This window comes from Streptomyces sp. NPDC005722 (genome assembly GCF_040630935.1).
Classification (GTDB): domain Bacteria; phylum Actinomycetota; class Actinomycetes; order Streptomycetales; family Streptomycetaceae; genus Actinacidiphila.
The window spans coordinates 6,722-27,997 of sequence record NZ_JBEXYN010000019.1 but is presented as its reverse complement, the minus strand read 5'-3'; the positions used below and the strand labels follow the sequence as shown (position 1 = coordinate 27,997).

At 73.2% G+C, this 21,276-nt stretch carries 1 protein-coding gene; it reads right to left on the bottom strand.

Going from position 1 to position 21,276, the window contains the following annotated elements:
- Positions 1-78: 78 nt before the first annotated feature.
- Positions 79-21,273 carry an SDR family NAD(P)-dependent oxidoreductase gene (locus tag ABZ479_RS22165; protein WP_500463241.1) on the bottom strand — a complete coding sequence of 7,065 codons (21,195 nt, stop codon included), beginning with the start codon at positions 21,271-21,273 and terminating at the stop codon, positions 79-81.
- Positions 21,274-21,276: the final 3 nt, after the last annotated feature.

The window sequence follows — 21,276 nt, the reverse complement described above, 5'->3', positions numbered from 1 at the left end:
GTCCGGGCGGGGCGGCGCGCCCGGCCGGGTCTCCGGTGGCGCGGATGGTTCGTGGGGCAGGTGGGGCGGAGGGAAGGGTCAGGAGGAGCCGAGTTCCTCGTCCAGCAGGTCGAAGAGCTCGTCGTCCGTGGCGGTTTCGAGGTCGCCGTCGTCGTCGGCCGTGTCAGGGGCCGTGCCACCGGCTTCCTGCGCGTCCTTCCACTTGGCCAGGAGGGCCTGCAGGCGCATCGTGATCCGCGAAGCGGTGACGCTGTCCGCGTCGGACGCACCCAAGGCCTCCTCGAGCCGGTCGAGTTCGCCGAGGACCGACGGCCCGTCGTCGTCGAGGGGCAGCGCGGAGCGCAGGTAGCCGCTCAGCGCTTCCGGAGTCGGGTAGTCGAAGATCAGCGTGGCGGGCAGCCTCAGCCCGGACGCGGCTCCGAGGCGGTTGCGCAGTTCCACCGCGGTCAGTGAGTCGAAGCCCAGTTCCTTGAAGGCGCTGCCGGGTTCGATGGCGGCGGATCCGCTGTGGCCGAGGACCTGGGCCACCTGGGTGCAGACCAGGTCGAGCAGGACCCGGTCCCGTTCGGCGGAGGGCAGTTGGGCGAGCCGCTGCGCGAGCGAGTCCGGGGTCTGCGCCGACGCGTCGCTCGCCCGGCGCCGTGCGGTGCCGCGGAGCAGGCCGCGCAGCAGCGGCGGTGTCCAGTCGCCGACGGCCCTGCGGAGTTCGGCCAGGTCCAACCGCGCCGGCACCAGGAGGGACGTGGTCGCTTCCTCCCCGGCACCGGGCAGGGCGGCGTCGAACAGGGCCAGGCCCTCCGCCGGGGAGAGCGGCAGCATGCCACCCCGGCCCAGGCGCCGCCGCTCGGCCGCGTCGAGGGTCCCGGCCATGCCGGCCTCGTCGTCCCACAGGCCCCAGGCCAGCGACACCGCCGTGAGTCCCTGCGCCCTGCGGTGCTGGGCGAGGGCGTCGAGGAAGGTGTTGCCCGCGGCGTAGTTGGCCTGTCCGGCGTTGCCGAGGACACCGGCGGCCGAGGAGAAGAGGACGAACGCGGACAGGTCCAGGTCGCGGGTCAGATCGTGCAGGTGCCAGGCCGCGTCGACCTTGGGCCGCAGGACGCGCCGCAGCCGGTCCGGGGTCAGCGACTCGACGGTTCCGTCGTCCAGGACACCGGCCGCGTGCACGACCGCGGTGAGCGGGTGCTCCGCGGGGATGCCCGCCAGTACGGCGGCGAGCGCGTCGCGGTCGGCCACATCGCACGCCGCCCAGGTCACCTGCGCACCGGACGCGCCCAGGCGCTCCGTCAGCTCCGCCGCGTTCTCCGCCCCCGCGCCGCGCCGGCTCACCAGCAGCAGGCGCCGCACCCCGTGGACGTCCACCAGGTGCCGGGCGAGGAGTCCGCCGAGGGTGCCGCCGGCGCCCGTGACCAGGACGGTGCCGTCCGGGTCAAAGGCGGCGTCCGCGGACTGTGTGGGGGCGGTGGCGGCGCGCGCAAGGCGCGGGGCCCGTACGACGCCGTCCCGGACGGCGATTTGCGTCTCGTCGGTGTCGAGCGCGGCGGGCAGCGCCCGGAGGGACGCGTCCTCGGAGTCGACGTCGACCAGCACGAACCGGCCCGGGTGCTCGGCCTGCGCGGAACGGACCAGGCCCCACACCGCGGCGTGCGCCAGGTCTTCGACGTCCTCGTCGGCGTCCACGGCGACCGCGCCCCGGGTGACGAGGGCCAGCCGGGAGGCGGCGAACCGCTCGTCCGCGAGCCAGGTCCTGACCAGTTCCAGTGCGGCGGTGACGGCGCTGTGCGCCGCAGGCGCGAGGCCGCCGGCGGTGGAGACGTCCGGTGCGAGGGCGACGAGGACGGTCTCCGGCACGTCGTCGGCCTGGAGGGCACCGATCTCCCCGCCGAGCGACGCCAGGTCCGGGTGGACGCTCTGCACGCCGAGGACGGCACCCAGCTTGAACGGGTCCCCGCCCAGCAGGGCCCAGCGGCCCGCGGCCTCCGGCTGCACGTCCCCGGGCAACGGCAGCACCGGCCAGTCGACCCGGAACAAGCTGTCCCGGAAGGCCCCACCGGGCCCGCCGGCACCGCCCGTGATCCCGTCGACGTTCAGCGGACGCAGGACGAGGGAGGCGACGGTGAGCACCGGCTGCCCCGTCTCGTCCGCGATCCGCAGGGAGACGGCGTCCTGTCCGGCCAGTGCCATGCGCACCCGCAGCGCGGAGGCGCCCACGGCGTGCAGCCGCACCGAGTCCCACGCGAAGGGCAGGCGGGCACCCGGCTCGGCGCCGGGGAAGAAGTCCCCGAGACCGGCCGCGTGCAGGGCCGAGTCCAGCAGCGCCGGGTGGAGCCCGAACCGCGCGCCCTCCGGCCTGTCGTCGTCGGCGAGGGCGACCTCGGCGCAGACCTCGCCGTCGCCGAGCCGCCAGGCGCGCCGCAGGTTGCGGAACGCCGGACCGTACGCGAGGCCCATCGCGTCGAAGGACGCGTAGAGCTCGTCCACATCGCAGGGCTCGGCCCCGGCGGGCGGCCACGCGGCCGCTTCCTCCGCCGCGGGCGTCCCCTCGGTCGCCACGGCCAGGAAACCGCCGGCGTGCCGGGTCCACGGCTCGTCCGCCGCGGACTCCTCGGGCCGCGAGTACACGTGGAAGGCGCGCCGCCCTGCCGCCTCGGGCTCCGCGACGGTGAGCCGGAGCTGCACGCCGCCCGTCTCGGGCAGCACCAGCGGCGCCTCCAGCGTCAGGTCCTCCAGCAGGTCGCAGCCCGCGTGGTCCCCGACCCGCACGGCCAGTTCGACGAGCGCGGCGCCGGGCAGCAGCGCGGTGCCCGCGACGCGGTGGTCCGCCAGCCAGGGATGGGTGCGCAGGGAGATCCGGCCCGTGAAGAGGAACCCGTCGGAGTCGGGCAGCTCGACCGCCGCGCCAAGCAGCGGGTGATCCGCGCTGCCGAGGCCCGCGGACGTCACGTCGCCGCTCAGGGCGTGCGCGGGGGCCTCCAGCCAGTAGCGCTGCCTCTGGAAGGCGTAGGTGGGCAGGTCGACGCGGCGGGCACCAGTCCCGGCGAAGTAGGTCTGCCAGTCGACCGCGACGCCCCGGGTGTGGGCGACGGCGATTGCGGTGGTGACGGTCTCACCCTCTCGGCGGGCGGAGCGCAGGACGGGGGTGAAGGCGGCGCCCTCGCTGGTCAGGCAGTCCTGGGCCATGGCGGACAGGACGCCGTCGGGGCCGAGTTCGAGGTAGGTGGTGACGCCTGCGGCCTCCAGGGCGCGGACGCCGTCCAGGAAGCGGACGGCCTCGCGGACGTGGCGGACCCAGAAGTCGGGCGTGGCCATCTCGTCGGTGACGACGGTGCCGGTGAGGTTGGAGACGACGGGGATGCAGGGGGTGGCGTAGGTCAGGCCCTCGGCGACCTCGCGGAAGGCGTCGAGCATGCCGTCCATGTGCGGGGAGTGGAAGGCGTGGCTGACCGCCAGCCGCTTCGACCTGCGGTCCGGGAACAGCTCCACGACGGCCACGGCCGTCTCCTCGTCACCCGCGATGACCACGGACTGGGGCCCGTTGACCGCGGCGACGCTCACGCGCTCGTCCAACAGCGGCAGGACCTCGTCCTCGGCCGCCTCCAGCGCGATCATCACACCGCCCGTGGGCAACGCCTGCATCAGCCGTCCGCGAGCCTCCACCAGCGTGCACGCGTCCTCCAGCGACAGCACCCCGGCGACATGCGCGGCGGCGATCTCGCCGATGGAGTGACCGGACAGGAAGTCCGCCTTCACACCCCACGAATCCAGGAGCCGGAACAGCGCCACCTCGACCGCGAACAACGCCGGCTGGGTCCACTCCGTCCGGTCGAGGAGGTCCGCGTCGTCGCCGAACAGCACATCCCTCAGCGGGATGGTGAGGTGCGAGCAGACCGCGTCCAGGGCGTCCGCGAACACGGAGTACGTGGCGTACAGCTCCCGGCCCATGCCCGGGCGCTGGCTGCCCTGGCCGGTGAAGAGGAAGGCCACCTTGCCCGTCGCCGCCGTGCCCTGTGTCACTGCCGCGCTCGCCTCGCCGGCTACCAGCGCTTCGAGCGCGGCAAGGAATCCCTCGCGGTCCTCCGCGACGACCACGGCGCGGCGGTCCAGCACGGTACGGGTCATGGCCAGGGACCAGCCGATGTCGGCAGGGGTCGCGTCCGCGTTGTCGAGGACAAACGCCCGCAGTCGTGCGACCTGTTCACGGAGGGCTTCGACGGACTTCCCGGACAGCGTCCAGGGAAGCGGGCCGGTCGGCCGCTCCGGTTCCTGCGGCTGTACGGGCGCGGGTGCGGGAACGGGTTCGGGGGCCTGTTCGATGATGGCGTGGGCGTTGGTGCCGCTGAAGCCGAACGACGACACGGCTGCGCGGCGCGGACGCCCGGTCTCCGGCCAGTCCCTTTGCTCGGCCAGCAGCGAGACCGCGCCTTCCGACCAGTCCACGTGCGGCGACGGCTCATCGACGTGCAGCGTCCGCGGCAGCACACCGTGCCGCATCGCCATGACCATCTTGATGATGCCCGCGACACCGGCCGCAGCCTGCGTGTGACCCATGTTCGACTTGATCGAACCCAGCCACAGCGGCTGCTCGTCACCGTGCTCCTGGCCGTAGGTCGCCAGGAGGGCCTGGGCCTCGATCGGATCGCCCAGCGTCGTACCCGTGCCGTGCGCCTCCACGACATCCACGTCCGCGGCGGTGAGCCGGGCATTGGCCAGCGCCTGCCGGATCACCCGCTGCTGCGACGGACCGTTCGGCGCCGTCAGACCATTGCTCGCGCCGTCCTGGTTCACCGCCGAACCCCGCACCACCGCCAGCACCGGGTGGCCCTTGGCACGGGCGTCCGACAGCCGCTCCACGACCATCACACCCGCACCCTCGGCCCAGCCCGTGCCATCGGCGTCCGCCGAGAACGCCTTGCACCGGCCATCGGACGCCAGACCACGCTGCCGACTGAACTCCACGAACGCCGCCGGCGTCGCCATCACCGTCACACCACCGGCCAGCGCCAGATCACACTCACCACTGCGCAGCGCCTGCACCGCCAGATGGAGCGCCACCAAGGACGAGGAGCACGCGGTGTCCACCGTCACCGCCGGGCCCTCAAGACCGAAGGCGTACGACAGCCGCCCCGAGATGACACTCGCCGCGTTGCCGGTACCGACGAAGCCCTCAACACCCTCCGGCAGCACGCTCAGCCGGGACGCGTAGTCGTGGTACATCACACCCGCGAAGACACCGGTCCGGCTTCCCCGCATCGTCGTCGGGTCGATGCCGGCCCGCTCGAAGGCCTCCCACGACGTCTCCAGCAGCAGACGCTGCTGCGGATCCATCGCCACGGCCTCGCGCGGCGAGATCCCGAAGAAGGCGGGGTCGAAGTGACCGGCGTCCCGGACGAAGCCACCCTCCCGGGCGTAGCTCGTCCCCTGCTGGTCGGGATCGGCGTCGAACAACGCCTCCACGTCCCAGCCACGATCCTCAGGGAAGCCGGAAATCGCATCCCGGCCTTCAAGGACCAGCCGCCACAGATCCTCCGGACTCTCCACCCCACCCGGATAACGGCAGCCCAGACCCACGATCGCGATCGGCTCGTCGTCGCGCAGAGCAATGGGTACGGCTGCGGTCACCACGGTTTCCGTACCGACCAGTTCGCCTCGCACGTATTCCGCGAGAAGCGCGGCGGTCGGGTAGTCGAAGACCAGGGTGGCCGGCAGGCGCTGCCCGATGGCCGCGGCAAGCCGGTTGCGCAGCTCGACGGCGGTCAGCGAGTCGAAGCCCAGCTCACGGAACGACCGATCCGGCTCCACCCCCTCCGGACCCGCGTGTCCCAGTACCGCCGCGACCTCGGAGCGCACCAGCTCCAGGACGTGTGCTTCCTGCTCGGCCACGGAGAGTCCGGCCAGGCGCTCGGCCACGGACCCGATGCCGGCCTTCGCGGCACGACGGGCCGGGACGCGGACCAGGCCGCTCAACAGCGGCGGCAGCATCCCGCCGCCCACGGCCTGGGAACGCAGGGCCGCCAGGTCGAGCTTCAGCGGCACGAGCACGGCCGTCGGCGAAGCGGCAGCGGTGTCGAAGAGGGCCAGGCCCTCGTCCTCCGTCAGGGCGTTCACGGCACCGCGTCCCGAACGCGACACCTCGCCGGCCATGCCTCCGTCCCACAGGCCCCACGCCAGCGACGTCGCCGCCAGACCCTGCGACCTGCGGTGCGCAGCCAGCGCGTCAAGGAAGGAGTTGGCGGCCGCGTAGTTCGCCTGCCCCGCGTTCCCGAACACGCCGGCGGCGGAGGAGAACAGCACGAACGCCGACAGACCCTTGTCCCGCGTCAGCTCATGCAGGTTCCACGCCGCGTCCACCTTCGGACGCAGCACCGCCGACAGACGCTCCTGGTCCAGCGACGCGACCACACCGTCGTCCAGCACACCCGCGGTATGCACCACCGCCGACAGCCGACGCTCCACCGGAATCGCATCGATCACCCCGGACAGCGCGTCCCGGTCGGCGACGTCACACGCCGCCCACACCACCGACGCACCCAGCCCCGCCAGCTCAGCGGTCAACTCGGCCGCACCCGGCGCGTCCCCACCCCGCCGGCTCACCAACAGCAGATCCCGCACCCCGTACGCGGACACCAGATGACGCGCGAACAGCCCGCCCAGCTCACCACTGGCACCCGTCACCAACACCGTGCCGTCCAGCACCAGCGGCCCGGCCTCCGGCGCCACCACCGCACGGACCAGACGCCGCACCAGGAACGTCCCCGCCCTGACCGCGACCTCCGGCTCACCCGAGCGCAACGCCGCAGTGACGGTGTCGGCGTCGATCTCACCGTCGAGGTCGATCAGGCCGAACCGGCCCGGGTTCTCCGACTGCGCGGAACGGACCAGGCCCCACACCGGCGCATGTACGAGATCCGCGACCTCGTCACCCGGCACAGCGGCCACCGCACCCCGCGTCAGGAACACCAGACGCGACGCGGCGAACCGCTCGTCACCCAGCCACTCCTGCACCAGACCCAGCACACGACCGGACTCCGCATGGACCGCACCCGGCAGGTCGTCGGCAACAGCCCGGTCGAGCGGCACCACCACGGCCTCCGGCACGGCCTGGCCGTCGCCCGCGAGGGCGGCGAGTCCAGCGCCTCCGAGCCACAGCACCGTCTGCTGCCGGGTGTCCGACGCGGGAGGCAGCGCCGTCCAGTCGACCTCGAACAGTGAATCCTGTCGTCGGTTGTCGTGCGCGGCGTCGATCTGGTCGGGCGAGACCGCGCGCAGCGCGAGCGACTCGACCGACACCACCGGGGCACCCGTCGGGTCCGCCAGCTCCAGCGACACCGCACCGTCCCCGGCCGACGCCACCCGCACCCGAACCGACGACGCGCCGGCCGCGTGCAACCGCACACCACTCCACGCGAACGGCAACCGCGCGCCCTCATCCGAGCCCGCGAGAACACCACCCAGCGCCAGACTGTGCAACACCGCGTCCAGCAAGGCCGGATGCACACCGAACGTGTCCGCGTCCCGCTGCGCCTCCTCCGGCACGGCCACCTCGGCGAACAGCTCGTCACCGCGCCGCCACGCCGCACGCAGCCCCCGGAACAGCGGCCCGTACACAAGGCCCGCCGCGTCCAGCACCTCGTACGCCGCGTCGACCTCGACGGCACTCGCGCCGGCCGGAGGCCACACGGACAGGTCGGCAGCGCCCTGCCGAACGTCGTCGGTCAGCACACCCACGGCGTGGCGGACCCACGGCACGTCCGCGTCGTCCGGACGGGAGTAGACCGCAACCGGACGGCCGCCAGAGCCGTCGGCCTCACCGACCACCACCTGCATCTGAACCGCACCGGACTCCGGCAGAACCAAAGGCGCCGCAAGCGTCAACTCCGCCAGACCCGGACACCCCACACACTCACCCGCATGCAGAGCCAGCTCCACAAACGCCGTCCCTGGCAACACCACCGACCCGAACACCACGTGATCGGCCAGCCACGGATGCGACCGCAACGACAACCGACCCGTGAACACCAGACCGTCGGCGTCCGCGAGCGCGAGAGCCGCACCCAGCATGGGGTGGTCCGTCGCACCGAGCCCTGCGGACGTCACGTCCCCGGTCGCAATGTGCTCGGGCGCCTCCAGCCAGTACCGCTGCCGCTGGAAGGCATAGGTGGGAAGATCGACGGGCTCAGCGCCGATCCCGGCGAAGTACGCCTGCCAGTCGACCGCGACGCCCCGGTTGTGGGCCTGGGCGAGTGCGGCGATGACGGTCTCGGCCTCGGGGCGCGAGGAGCGCAAGACGGGCACGAAGGCCGCGCCTTCCCCGGTGACGCACTCCTGCGCCATCGCCGACAGCACGCCGTCGGGGCCGAGTTCGAGGTACGTGGTGACGCCAGCCGCCTCCAGGGCGCGGACGCCGTCGAGGAAGCGCACTGCATCGCGGACGTGGCGTACCCAGAAGTCCGCGGAGCCCATCTCATCGGTGACAACGTCGCCGGTCAGGTTCGAGACGACCGGGATGCGCGGCGCCGCGAACGTCAGCCCAGACACCGCCTCACGGAACGCGTCGAGCATCCCGTCCATGTGCGGCGAGTGGAACGCGTGACTGACCGTCAGACGCTTCGACTTCCGGTCACCGAAGGACTCCACGATCGCCGTCGCGGCATCCTCGTCACCTGCGATGACAACCGACGAAGGCCCGTTGACGGCAGCGATGCTCACGCGCTCGTTCAGCAGCGGCAGGACCTCGTCCTCCGACGCCTGCACCGCGATCATCACGCCGCCGGTGGGCAGCGCCTGCATCAAACGGCCCCGCGCCTCGACCAGCGTGCACGCGTCCTCCAGGGACAGCACCCCGGCAACGTGGGCGGCGGCGATCTCGCCGATCGAGTGGCCGGAGAGGAAGTCCGGCTTCACACCCCAGCTCTCCAGCAGCCGGAACAGCGCCACCTCCACCGCGAACAACGCAGGCTGCACGAACTCCGTACGATCCAACGCCTCGGCGTCATCCCCGAACAGCACATCCAGCCCAAGCCGCTCACGCACCGCGTCCAACGCCAGCGCGAACACCGGATAGGCCGCGTACAACTCACGCCCCATCCCCAGCCGCTGGCTGCCCTGACCGGTGAAGAGGAAGGCGAGCTTGCCGGTGCTCACGGTGTCCCGCGTGACCGACGGCACCGGACCACCGGCCTGCAGTGCGGCGAGGCCGCGCAGCAGTTCATCCCGGTCCGAGGCCACGACCGCCGCGCGGTGCTCGAAGGCGGTGCGCTGGGTGGCCAGCGAGAGGGCGACGGCGGCACTGACGTCGACGGCTTCCTCGATGTGCGAGTGGAGCCGTGCCGCCTGGTCGCGCAGTGCATCCGGGGTCTTCGCCGACAGCACGTACGGCAGGACCTCCGTCGGGGCCTGCTCCCGTGCTTCAACCGGTTCCAGCTCGGGGGCCTGTTCGATGATGGCGTGGGCGTTGGTGCCGCTGAAGCCGAACGAGGACACCGCGGCGCGGCGCGGGCGGCCGGTCTCCGGCCAGTCCCTCTGCTCGGCCAGCAGCGAGACCGCACCTTCCGACCAGTCCACGTGCGGGGACGGCTCGTCCACGTGCAGCGTCCGCGGCAGCACACCATGGCGCATCGCCATGACCATCTTGATGATGCCCGCGACACCGGCCGCGGCCTGCGTGTGACCCATGTTCGACTTGATCGAACCCAGCCACAGCGGCTGCTCGTCACCGTGCTCCTGGCCGTACGTCGCCAGCAGCGCCTGCGCCTCGATCGGATCACCCAGCGTCGTACCCGTACCGTGCGCCTCGACCACGTCGATCTCGGCCGCGCTCAGCCGCGCATTGGCAAGCGCCTGCCGGATCACCCGCTGCTGCGACGGACCGTTCGGCGCCGTCAGACCATTGCTCGCGCCGTCCTGGTTCACCGCCGAACCCCGCACCACCGCCAGCACCTGGTGGCCCTTGGCACGCGCGTCCGACAGCCGCTCCACGACCATCACACCCGCACCCTCGGCCCAGCCCGTACCATCCGCGTCCGCCGAGAACGCCTTGCACCGGCCATCGGACGCAAGACCACGCTGTCGACTGAACTCCACGAACGCCGCCGGCGTCGCCATGACCGTCACACCACCGGCCAGCGCCAGATCGCACTCACCACTACGCAGCGCCTGCACCGCCAGGTGCAGGGCGACGAGCGAGGACGAGCAGGCCGTGTCGACGGTGACAGCCGGACCCTCGAGCCCGAACGCATAGGAGAGGCGGCCCGAGATGACACTCGCGGCGTTACCCGTGCCAAGGAAGCCTTCGACGCCTTCCGGCAGCACCGACAGGCGGGAGGCGTAGTCGTGGTACATCACACCCGCGAAGACACCGGTCCGGCTGCCCCGCATCGTCGTCGGGTCGATGCCGGCCCGCTCGAACGCCTCCCAGGACGTCTCCAGCAGCAACCGCTGCTGCGGATCCATCGCCACGGCCTCGCGCGGCGAGATCCCGAAGAAGGCCGGGTCAAAGTGACCCGCATCCCGGACGAAGCCACCCTCCCGGGCGTAGCTCGTCCCCTGCTGATCGGGATCGGCGTCGAACAACGCCTCCACGTCCCAGCCACGATCCTCAGGGAAGCCAGAGATCGCGTCCCGGCCCTCAAGAACGAGCCGCCACAGATCCTCCGGACTCTCCACCCCACCCGGATAACGGCAGCCCAGACCCACAATCGCGATCGGCTCGTCGTCACGGACCGGGACGGCGACCGGCGCCACTGCTGCCGGGGCAGCTCCGACGAGTTCTCCACGCAGGTGCTCGGCCAGGACCACGGAGGTCGGGTAGTCGAAGACGAGGGTGGCCGGCAGGCGCAGCCCGATCGCCGCCCCGAGCCGGTTGCGCAGCTCGACGGCGGTCAGCGAGTCGAAGCCCAGCTCACGGAACGACCGATCCGGCTCCACACCCTCCGGACCCGCGTAACCGAGCACCCCCGCGACCTGGGCGCGGACGAGCTCCAGGACATGAGCCTTCTGCTCGGCCACGGGCAGTCCGGCCAGGCGTTCCGCCTCCGCCCCCGAGCCGACAGCCTTCGCGGCGCGACGGGCCGGGACGCGGACCAGACCGCTCAGCAGCGGCGGCAGCATCCCGCTGGCCGCCTGCGTACGCAGCGCGCCCAGGTCCAGCTTCACCGGTACGAACTCCGCGTCCTGCGAAGCGGCGGCCGCGTCGAACAGGGCCAGGCCCTCTTCCTGCGAGAGCGCGCTGACGCCGCCTCGGCCCAGCCGCGACACCTCATCGGCATCGAGCTCGCCGGCCATGCCGCCGTCCCACAGGCCCCACGCCAGCGACGTCGCCGCCAGACCCTGCGACCTGCGGTGAACAGCCAGCGCGTCCAGGAAGGAGTTGGCCGCCGCGTAGTTCGCCTGCCCCGCGTTGCCGAACACACCAGCAGCGGAGGAGAACAGCACGAACGCCGACAGATCCATGCCCCGCGTCAGCTCATGCAGGTTCCACGCCGCGTCCACCTTCGGACGCAGCACCGCCGACAGACGCTCCGCAGTCAGCGACCCGACCACACCGTCATCCAGCACGCCCGCGGTATGCACCACCGCCGACAGCGGGCGCTCCACCGGAATCGCCTCCAGCACCCCGGCCAGCGCGTCCCGGTCGGCGACGTCACACGCCGCCCACGCCACCGACGCACCCAGCCCCGCCAGCTCAGCGGTCAACTCGGCCGCGCCCGGCGCATCCGCACCTCGCCGGCTCACCAGCAGCAGATCCCGCACCCCGTACGCGGACACCAGATGACGCGCGAACAGCCCGCCCAGCGCACCACTGGCACCCGTCACCAACACCGTGCCGTCCAGCACCAGCGGCTCCGCCTCCGGCGCCACCACTGCACGGACCAGACGCGGCACCCGCACCGCGCCTTCGCGGGCGAGCATCTCGGACTCCCCCGCGGCCAGGGCCGCGGCAACCGCCTCCGTGGGCAGGGCCCTGTCGTCGAGGTCGACGAGGGCGAACCGGCCGGGGTGCTCGGTCGCGGCGGAACGGACCAGGCCCCAGACCGCCGCGCCGACAAGGTCGTCGGCCGCCATCGCCCCGCGGGTGACGAACACGAGGCGGGAGTCGGCGAAGCGGTCCTCCTCCAGCCAGGCCTGCACAAGGGCAAGCGCGCCGGAGGCTCCGGCATGCACCGCTTCCGGCAGAACGTCCTCGGCTGCTGCGAGGGTGACGAACACCAGGTCCGGCACGGCGTCGGACGCATCTGCCAGGGCAGCGAGGCCGGTGTGGATCGGGCCGTCCAGACCCGGTATCCCGGCGCCGACGACCGCCCAACTGGCCGTCAGCGCCGGCGAAGTCCGCTCCCGCTCGGCCAGACGTCCGGTCCATTCGAGCCGGTAGAGGGAGTTCTGGCGATTGTCGTGCGCGGCGTCGATCTGGTCGGGCGAGACCGCGCGCAGCGCGAGCGACTCGACCGACACCACCGGGGCACCCGTCGGGTCCGCCAGCTCCAGCGACACCGCACCGTCCCCGGCCGACGCCACCCGCACACGCACCGACGACGCGCCGGCCGCGTACAGCCGCACACCACTCCACGCGAACGGCAACCGCGCGCCCTCATCCGAGCCCGTGAGTACCCCACCCAGCGCCAGACTGTGCAACACCGCGTCCAGCAACGCCGGATGTACACCGAACCCCTCGGCGTCACCGTGCACCTCCGCGGGGAGCGACACCTCCGCGAACAGCTCGCCGTCACGCCGCCATGCCGCACCGAGCCCCTGGAACAGGGGGCCGTACGTGAGACCGGCGGCGTCCAGCACCTCGTAGACGCTCGCAGCGCTCACGGCGGTGGCTCCGGCGGGAGGCCACACGGACAGGTCGGTCACCTCAGCCGGGATGCCGTCCGTCAGCAGGCCCACCGCATGGCGAACCCAGGCCTCGTCGTCACCGTCCGGACGCGAGTAGACGACAACGGAACGACCGCCCGATCCGTCGGCCTCCCCGACCACCACCTGCACCTGAACCGCACCGGACTCCGGCAGCACCAAAGGCGCCGCAAGCGTCAGCTCCTCGAGATCCGGACACCCCACACGCTCACCCGCATGCAGAGCCAGCTCCACAAACGCCGTGCCCGGCAACACCACCGACCCGAACACCACGTGATCGGCCAGCCACGGATGCGAACGCAACGACAACCGACCCGTGAACACATGGCCGTCGACATCGGCCAGGGTGACGGACGCACCCAGCAAGGGGTGCCCAGCGGCGGCAAGGCCGAGCCCTGCGGCGTCACCGGGGAGCGGGTGGGCGGCCTCGGGCCAGTAGCGGGCGCGCTGGAAGGCGTAGGTGGGCAGGTCCACACGCCGCGCACCGGTGCCTGCGAAAAGGGCCTCCCAGTCCACGGACCCACCCCGAACGTGCAGGTGGGCAAGGGCGGTGAGGACGGTCTCGGCCTCCGGCCGGCCACCACGCAGCAGCGGGGCGAAACCCGCTCCGTCGCCCGTCACACACTCCTGAGCCATGGCAGACAGCACGCCGTCCGGTCCCAGCTCCAAAAACGTGCTGACGCCGGCGGCCTCCAGGGCGCGAACACCGTCCAGGAACCGCACAGCCTCGCGGACATGGCGCACCCAGAAATCGGCCGACGCCATCTCGTCCGTAACCAGGGCGCCGGTGAGGTTGGAGACGACCGGGATGCGCGGGCTCTCGAACGTCAGCCCGGAGACGACCTCGCGGAACGCGTCGAGCATGCCGTCCATGTGCGGCGAGTGGAAAGCGTGGCTGACGTGGAGCCGCTTGGACTTCCGGTCCCCAAAGGACTCCACGATCGCGAACGCGGCATCCTCGTCACCGGCGATGACGACCGCCTGCGGCCCGTTGACGGCGGCGATGCTCACCCGGTCGTTCAGCAGGGACAGGACCTCGTCCTCCGCAGCCTGAAGCGCAATCATCACGCCACCACTGGGCAGCGCCTGCATCAACCGCCCACGCGCCTCCACCAGCGTGCACGCATCCTCCAGCGACAGCACCCCGGCCACATGCGCGGCAGCGATCTCACCCACCGAATGCCCGGACACGAAGTCCGGCCGCACACCCCACGACTCCAGCAGCCTGAAGAGCGCGACCTCCACCGCGAACAACGCCGGCTGCGCGAACTCCGTCCGGTCCAACGCTTCGGCGTCGTCACCGAACAGCACGTCCAGACCCAGCCGCTCACGCACCGCGTCCAGCGCCTGCGCGAACACCGGATAGGCCGCGTACAACTCACGCCCCATCCCCAGCCGCTGACTCCCCTGTCCCGTGAACAGGAACGCCGTGCGACCGCCCTTGCTGACCGTGCCGGCCGTGAGCCCGGGAGCGGGGTGCCCGTCGGCAATGCCGTCGAGTGCGGCGGCGAGCGACGCGTCGTCCGAAGCGACGACGACGGCGCGGTGGTCGAAGGCGGCCCGGCCGGTGGCCAGGGAGTACGCGAGGTCGCGCAGGGAGGTGCCCGGTTGGGCGGCCAGGTGTGCGCGCAGGGCGCGGGCCTGGGCGGACAGGGCGTCGGCGCTGCGGCCGGAGAGCCGCAGCGGAAGCGGACCGTGCGAGGCAGGGGTCACAGGCGCGGCAGGGGCGGCAGGTGCCTGCTCGATGATCGTGTGGGCGTTGGTGCCGCTGATCCCGAACGACGAGACGCCGGCCCGGCGCGGACGGCCGGTCTCGGGCCAGGCGACGGCCTCGGTGAGCAGGGACACCGCGCCCGCCGACCAGTCCACGTGCGCCGAGGGCTCGTCGGCGTGAAGCGTCCTGGGGAGCACGCCGTGCCGCATAGCCATGACCATCTTGATGATGCCCGCGACACCCGCCGCGGCCTGCGTGTGACCGAAGTTGGACTTGATCGAGCCCAGCCACAGCGGCTGCTCGCCGCCCCGCTCCTGGCCGTACGTCGCCAGCAGCGCCTGCGCCTCGATCGGATCGCCCAGCGTCGTGCCCGTGCCGTGCGCCTCCACGGCGTCCACGTCCGCCGCGGTAAGTCCCCCACTTGCCAGGGCGGCGCGGATGACGCGCTGCTGGGACGGCCCGTTGGGGGCGGTCATGCCGTTGCTGGCGCCGTCCTGGTTGATCGCCGAACCCCGCACCACCGCCAGCACGGGGTGGCCCTTGGCGCGCGCGTCGGACAGGCGCTCCACCAGCAGCATGCCGGCGCCCTCGGCCCAGCCGGTGCCGTCGGCGTCGTCGGAGAAGGCGCGGCAGCGGCCGTCGGCGGACAGGCCGCGCTGACGGCTGAAGCCGACGAAGGTGCCGGGGGTGGCCATGACGGTGACGCCGCCGGCCAGCGCCATGTCGCATTCGCCGCTGCGCAGCGCCTGGACGGCGAGATGCAGGGCGACCAGCGACGAGGAGCACGCCGTGTCGATGGTGACGGCGGGTCCTTCGAGGCCGAAGGTGTACGAGACGCGGCCCGAGGCGATGCTGCCGGTGCTGCCCGAGCCGAGGGAACCGTCGGCGCCGTCGGCGCTGCGTTCGAGGAGCGTGGCGTAGTCGTGGTACATCACGCCCGCGAAGACACCGGTCCGGCTGCCGCGCATCGTGGCCGGGTCGATGCCCGCCCGCTCGAACGCCTCCCAGGTGGTCTCCAGGAGGAGCCGCTGCTGCGGGTCGGTGCCGACGGCGTCGCGCGGGCTGATGCCGAAGAAGGTGGGGTCGAACGCGGCGGCGTCGTGGAGGAAGCCGCCGTGCCGGGTGTACGAGGTGCCGGGGTGGTCCGGGTCGGGGTCGTACAGGGCGTCGAGGTCCCAGCCGCGGTCCTCGGGGAAGCCGGAGACGGCGTCCTCGCCGTTCTCCAGCAGGCGCCACAGCTGCTCGGGCGTGGTGACGCCGCCGGGGAAGCGGCAGCTCATCGCGACGATGGCGATCGGGTCGTCCGCGAGGGCGCCCTCGGCGACGGTTCCGGAGGCGAAGGCCGGGCGTGTGGCCGCGTCCGTCCCGGCCAGCTCCACAAGCAGGTGCCGGGCGAGGGTGAGGGAGGTGGGGTAGTCGAAGATCAGGGTGGCGGGCAGCCGTCGGCCGACCGAGGCGCCGAGCCGGTTGCGCAGTTCGACGGCGGTGAGGGAGTCGAAGCCCAGCTCGCTGAAGGCGTGTTCGGGCTCGATGGCGTCCGGGGAGCCGTGGCCGAGGACGTCCGCCACGTGGGCGCGGACGAGGTCGAGGAGCAGCCGCTCCCGCTCGGCCGGGTCGAGTGCGAGGAGGCGCTGCTCCAGGGCGGAGCCGGCGGTGGCACGGTCTCCGGTGTTCGTCACGACGCGCCTGCCGGGGCCGCGGACGAGGCCGCGCAGCAGGGGTGCGACGTCGGTACCGCGCGCGCCGTGGGGCAGGGTCAGCCGCATGGGTACGAGCAGGCCGCGGGGGGACCCGCCGTGGCCGCTTCCCCCGGAGCGTCCGGCGGTACCGAGGGCGTCGGCGAGGTCGAGGAGCGCGAGTCCTTCGGCGGCCGTGAGGCCCTGTACGCCGCCGCGCTTCATGCGGTCCAGGTCGGCCTGGTCGAGCCGCCCCGCCATGCCGTCGGTGTCCTCCCACAGGCCCCAGGCGAGCGAGCTGGCGGGCTGGCCGTGGGCGCGGCGGTGCTGGGCGAGGGCGTCCAGGAAGGCGTTGGCGGCGGCGTAGTTGCCCTGGCCGGGCGCGCCGAAGACGCCGGCGGCCGACGAAAAGAGGACGAACGCGGCGAGGTCGAGGTCGCGGGTGAGCTCGTGCAGGTTGAGGGCGGCGTCGGCCTTGGGGCGCAGGACGGCGGAGAGCCGCTCCGGCGTGAGGGAGTCGACGATGCCGTCGTCCAGGACTCCGGCCGTGTGGACGACAGCCGTCAGCGGACGCTCCGCGGGCACGGCCGCCAGCACCTCCGCCAGCGCGTCACGATCCGCGGCGTCACACGCCGCCCACGACACCGAGGCCCCCAACGCGCCGAGGCCGGCGGTCAGTTCGGCGGCACCAGGCGCTTCGGCGCCACGCCGGCTGAGCAGCAGCAGGTGCCGTACGCCGCGCTTCGCCACCAGGTGACCGGCCACCAGCCGGCCGAGCGTGCCGGTCGCTCCGGTGACCAGCACCGTCCCCTCGGCGTCGAACGCGGGAGCCGGGGCCTCGGCAGGCACGGCGACTCGGCTGAGGCGGGCGGCGTGGACGATGCCGTCGCGCAGGGCGAGTTGGGGTTCACCCGTGGCGAGTGCGCCGGGCAGGGCCGCCATCGAGGCGTCGGTGCCGTCGGTGTCGACCAGCACGAAGCGCCCGGGGTTCTCGGACTGCGCCGAGCGCACCAGACCCCAGACGGCTGCGTGGACCGGGTCGGGGACGCGGTCGTCGTCGCGGGCGGCGAGGGCGCCTTCGGTGAGCAGGACGAGCCGGGTGTCGGCGAAGCGGTCCTCCGCCGTCCAGGAGTGGAGCAGGGCGAGCGTGCGGTGCGCGGCCTCGTGGACGGCCTCGGCGGTGAGCGCGGCCGGGGCCGCGTAGGGGACGACGACGGTCGCGGGTACGGGGGCGCCTGCTTCGCAGGCCTCGATCAGCGCGGCCGTGGAGGCGTACCGGGCGCCGGGCAGGCCCGGGAGATCGCCGGAGGCCGGGTCGGCGAGCACGGCCCAGTCCTCGACCGTCGTCGCGGGGGTGTCGAGGCGCGTCCAGTCCACGGCGAACAGGGCGTCGCGGTGGCCGCCGTGCCCGGTGGCGAGCTGTCCGGCGGAGATCGGGCGGAGGGTGAGCGAGGCGACGTCGGCGACCGGACGGCCGTCCTCGTCGGCGAGCGCCAGTGACACGGCCTCGGGACCGGACGCCGTCAGCCGTGCGCGCAGCACCGAGCCGCCCACGGCGTGCAGGGCGACCCCGTTCCAGGAGAACGGCAGCCGGCCTCGGCCGGTGTCCTCGACGAGTCCGGTGAGGCCGATGGTGTGCAGGGCGGCGTCGAGCAGGGCAGGGTGCAGGCCGAAGCGCGCCGCGTCGGCGCGCTGTTCGTCGGCGAGGGCGAGTTCGGCGTACGTCGTCCCGTCGGGGGCGCGCCAGGCGGCGCGCACGCCCTGGAAGGCGGGTCCGTACTCCAGGCCCGCTTCGGCGAGTCCGGCGTACAGGTCGGTGACGGGCACGGTGGTGGTGCCGGCCGGCGGCCACACCTCCGGGGCGACGCCGGAGGCGGGGGCGCCGGTGGTGAGGACGCCGTCGGCGTTCAGCGTCCACGGTGCGTCGTGCGCCGTGTCCTGCGGGGCGTCCCCGGCCGGTTCGGGCCGGGAGTGGACGCCGAGGGTGCGGCGGCCCGTGGCGTCCGGTGCCCCGACCCACACCTGGACCTGGACGGCGCCGTCGTGCGGCAGCACCAGCGGCGCGTGCAGGGTGAGCTCTTCCAGCAGGTCGCAGCCCACCTGGTCGCCGGCGCGGATCGCGAGTTCCACGAAGGCGGTGCCGGGCAGCAGGACGGTGCCGTGGACGGTGTGGTCGGCCAGCCACGGGTGGGTGTCGAGGGAGAGGCGGCCGGTGCAGAGGAAGCCGTCGAGGCCGGCGAGCGCGACGGCGGCGCCGAGCAGCGGGTGGTCGGCGGCACCGAGTCCGGCGGCCGAGACGTCCCCGGCGGGGCGGCCGGCGTCGAGCCAGTACGCCTCGCGCTGGAAGGCGTAGGTGGGCAGGTCGACGCGCCGGGCACCGCTGCCCGCGTAGTAGGCGTCCCAGGCGAGGGGCACGCCTCGGACGTGGAGCCGGGCGAGGGCAGCGGTGACGGTCTCGGCCTCGGGCCGACCGGTGCGGAGCAAGGGGACGAACGCGGCCGTCTCGCCGACCGTGCCCTCCTGGGCCATGGCGGACAGCACCGCGTCGGGGCCGAGTTCCACGAAGTGCGTGACGTTGCGCTCGGCGAGGGTGCGGACGCCGTCGAGGAAGCGGACGGGCTCGCGGACGTGCCGCACCCAGAAGTCCGCCGAGGCCATCTCGTCGGTGACGACGGCGCCGGTCAGGTTGGAGACGACGGGGATGCGGGGAGCCTCGAACGACAGCCCGGCAACGACGGCACGGAACGCGTCGAGCATCCCGTCCATGTGCGGGGAGTGGAATGCGTGACTGACCGTCAGACGCTTGGACTTGCGGCCCACGAACCAGGCGGCGATCTCCTGTGCCGCGTCCTCGTCACCGGCGATGACGACGGACTGGGGGCCGTTGACGGCGGCGATGCTCACCCGGTCGGTGAGCATCGGCAGGACCTCGTCCTCCGACGCCTGCACCGCGATCATCGCGCCGTCGCCCGGCAGCGCCTGCATCAGCCGTCCGCGCGCCTCGACCAGCGTGCAGGCGTCCTCCAGCGAGAGCACGCCGGCCACGTGCGCCGCGGCGATCTCGCCCACCGAGTGCCCCGACACGAAGTCGGGCTCCACGCCCCAGCTCTCCAGCAGCCGGAACAGCGCCACCTCGACGGCGAACAGCGCCGGCTGCGCGTGCTCCGTGCGGTCCAGCGCCTCGGCGTCCTCGCCGAACAGCACATCCCGCAGCGGTGTGCCGAGGTGCGAGCAGACCTCGTCCAGGGCCCGCGCGAAGACCGGATACGCCCGGTACAACTCCCGCCCCATGCCGGAGCGCTGGCTGCCCTGCCCCGTGAACAGGAACGCCGTCTTGCCGGCGACCGGACGGCCGCGCGTGACGCCCGGCACGGTCGCGGTCGCCTCGTCGGCGCCCGCGTCCGCGAGGGACGCCAGGGCGTCGCGGAGTCCGGCCGGGTCGGCCGCCGTGAGGACGGCGCGGTGCTCGAAGTCGGTGCGTCCGGTGGCCAGGGAGAAGGCCACGTCGTCGGCGCGCAGGTGGGGGTGGGCGGTCAGGTGGCCGTGCAGGGTGGCCGCCTGGGCGCGCAGGGCCGCCGGTGTCTTGGCGGAGAGGTTCCACAGGGCGGGCACGGGTGCCGGGGCCTCGACGGTCTCCGCGGCCTCAGCCTCGGGGGCCTGCTCGATGATGGTGTGGGCGTTGGTGCCGCTGATGCCGAACGAGGAGACGCCGGCCCGGCGCGGGTGGCCGGTGTCAGGCCAGGCGACGGACTCCGTGAGCAGCGAGACCGCGCCCTCGGTCCAGTCGACGTTGGGCGTCGGCGCGTCGACGTGGAGGGTCTTCGGCACGACGCCGTGCCGCATCGCCATGACCATCTTGATGATGCCCGCGACACCCGCGGCGGCCTGCGTGTGACCGAGGTTGGACTTCACCGACCCGAGCAGCAGGGGCTGTTCGGGCGTGTGCTCCTGCCCGTAGGTGGCCAGCAGGGCCTGCGCCTCGATGGGGTCGCCGAGGGTGGTACCGGTGCCGTGGGCCTCGACGACGTCGATCTGGCCGGCGGACAGGCGGGCGCCGGCGAGGGCGGCGCGGATCACGCGCTGCTGGGAGGGGCCGTTGGGCGCGGTCAGGCCGCTGCTGGCGCCGTCCTGGTTGACGGCCGAGCCCCGCACGACCGCGAGGACCGGGTGGCCGTTGCGGCGGGCGTCCGACAGCCGCTCCAGCAGGAGCATGCCGGCGCCCTCGCCCCAGCCGGTGCCGTCGGCGGCGGCCGCGAAGGACTTGCAGCGGCCGTCGCCGGCCAGTCCGCGCTGGCGGCTGAACTCGGTGAAGGTGCCGGGCGTCGACATCACCGTGACGCCTCCCGCCAGCGCGAGCGTGCACTCGCCGCCGCGCAGCGCCTGGGCCGCGAGGTGGAGGGCGACCAGCGAGGAGGAGCACGCGGTGTCGACGGTGACGGCCGGGCCCTCCAGGCCGAGGGTGTAGGCGACGCGGCCGGAGGCGATGCTGCCGGAGCTGCCGTTGCCGAGGAAGCCCTCGATCTCCTCGGGGACGCTGAACAGCCGGGCGGCGTAGTCGTGGTACATGAGCCCGGCGAAGACGCCGGTGCGGCTGCCGCGCAGCGCGGCGGGGTCGATCCCGGCCCGTTCGAGGGCCTCCCACGAGATCTCCAGCAGCAGCCGCTGCTGCGGGTCCATGGCCAGGGCCTCGCGCGGCGAGATGCCGAAGAAGCCGGGGTCGAAGTCGGCGGCGTCGTGGAGGAAGCCGCCGACCTTCTCGTAGGCGTCGATCCCGCTGTCGGGGTCGGGGTCGAAGAGGACGTCGGTGTCCCAGCCGCGGTCGGTGGGGTACGGGGAGACCGCGTCGCCGCCCCGGGCGACGAGCTCCCACAACTGCTCGGGGGTGGCGACACCGCCGGGGTAGCGGCAGCCCATCGCCACGATGGCGATGGGCTCCTGGTCCTTCTCCTCCATCTCGCGCAGCCGCCGTCGGGCCTCGCGGAGGTCGGTCGTCGCCCGCTTGAGGTAATCGAGGTACTTCTCCTCGTTCACCATGTA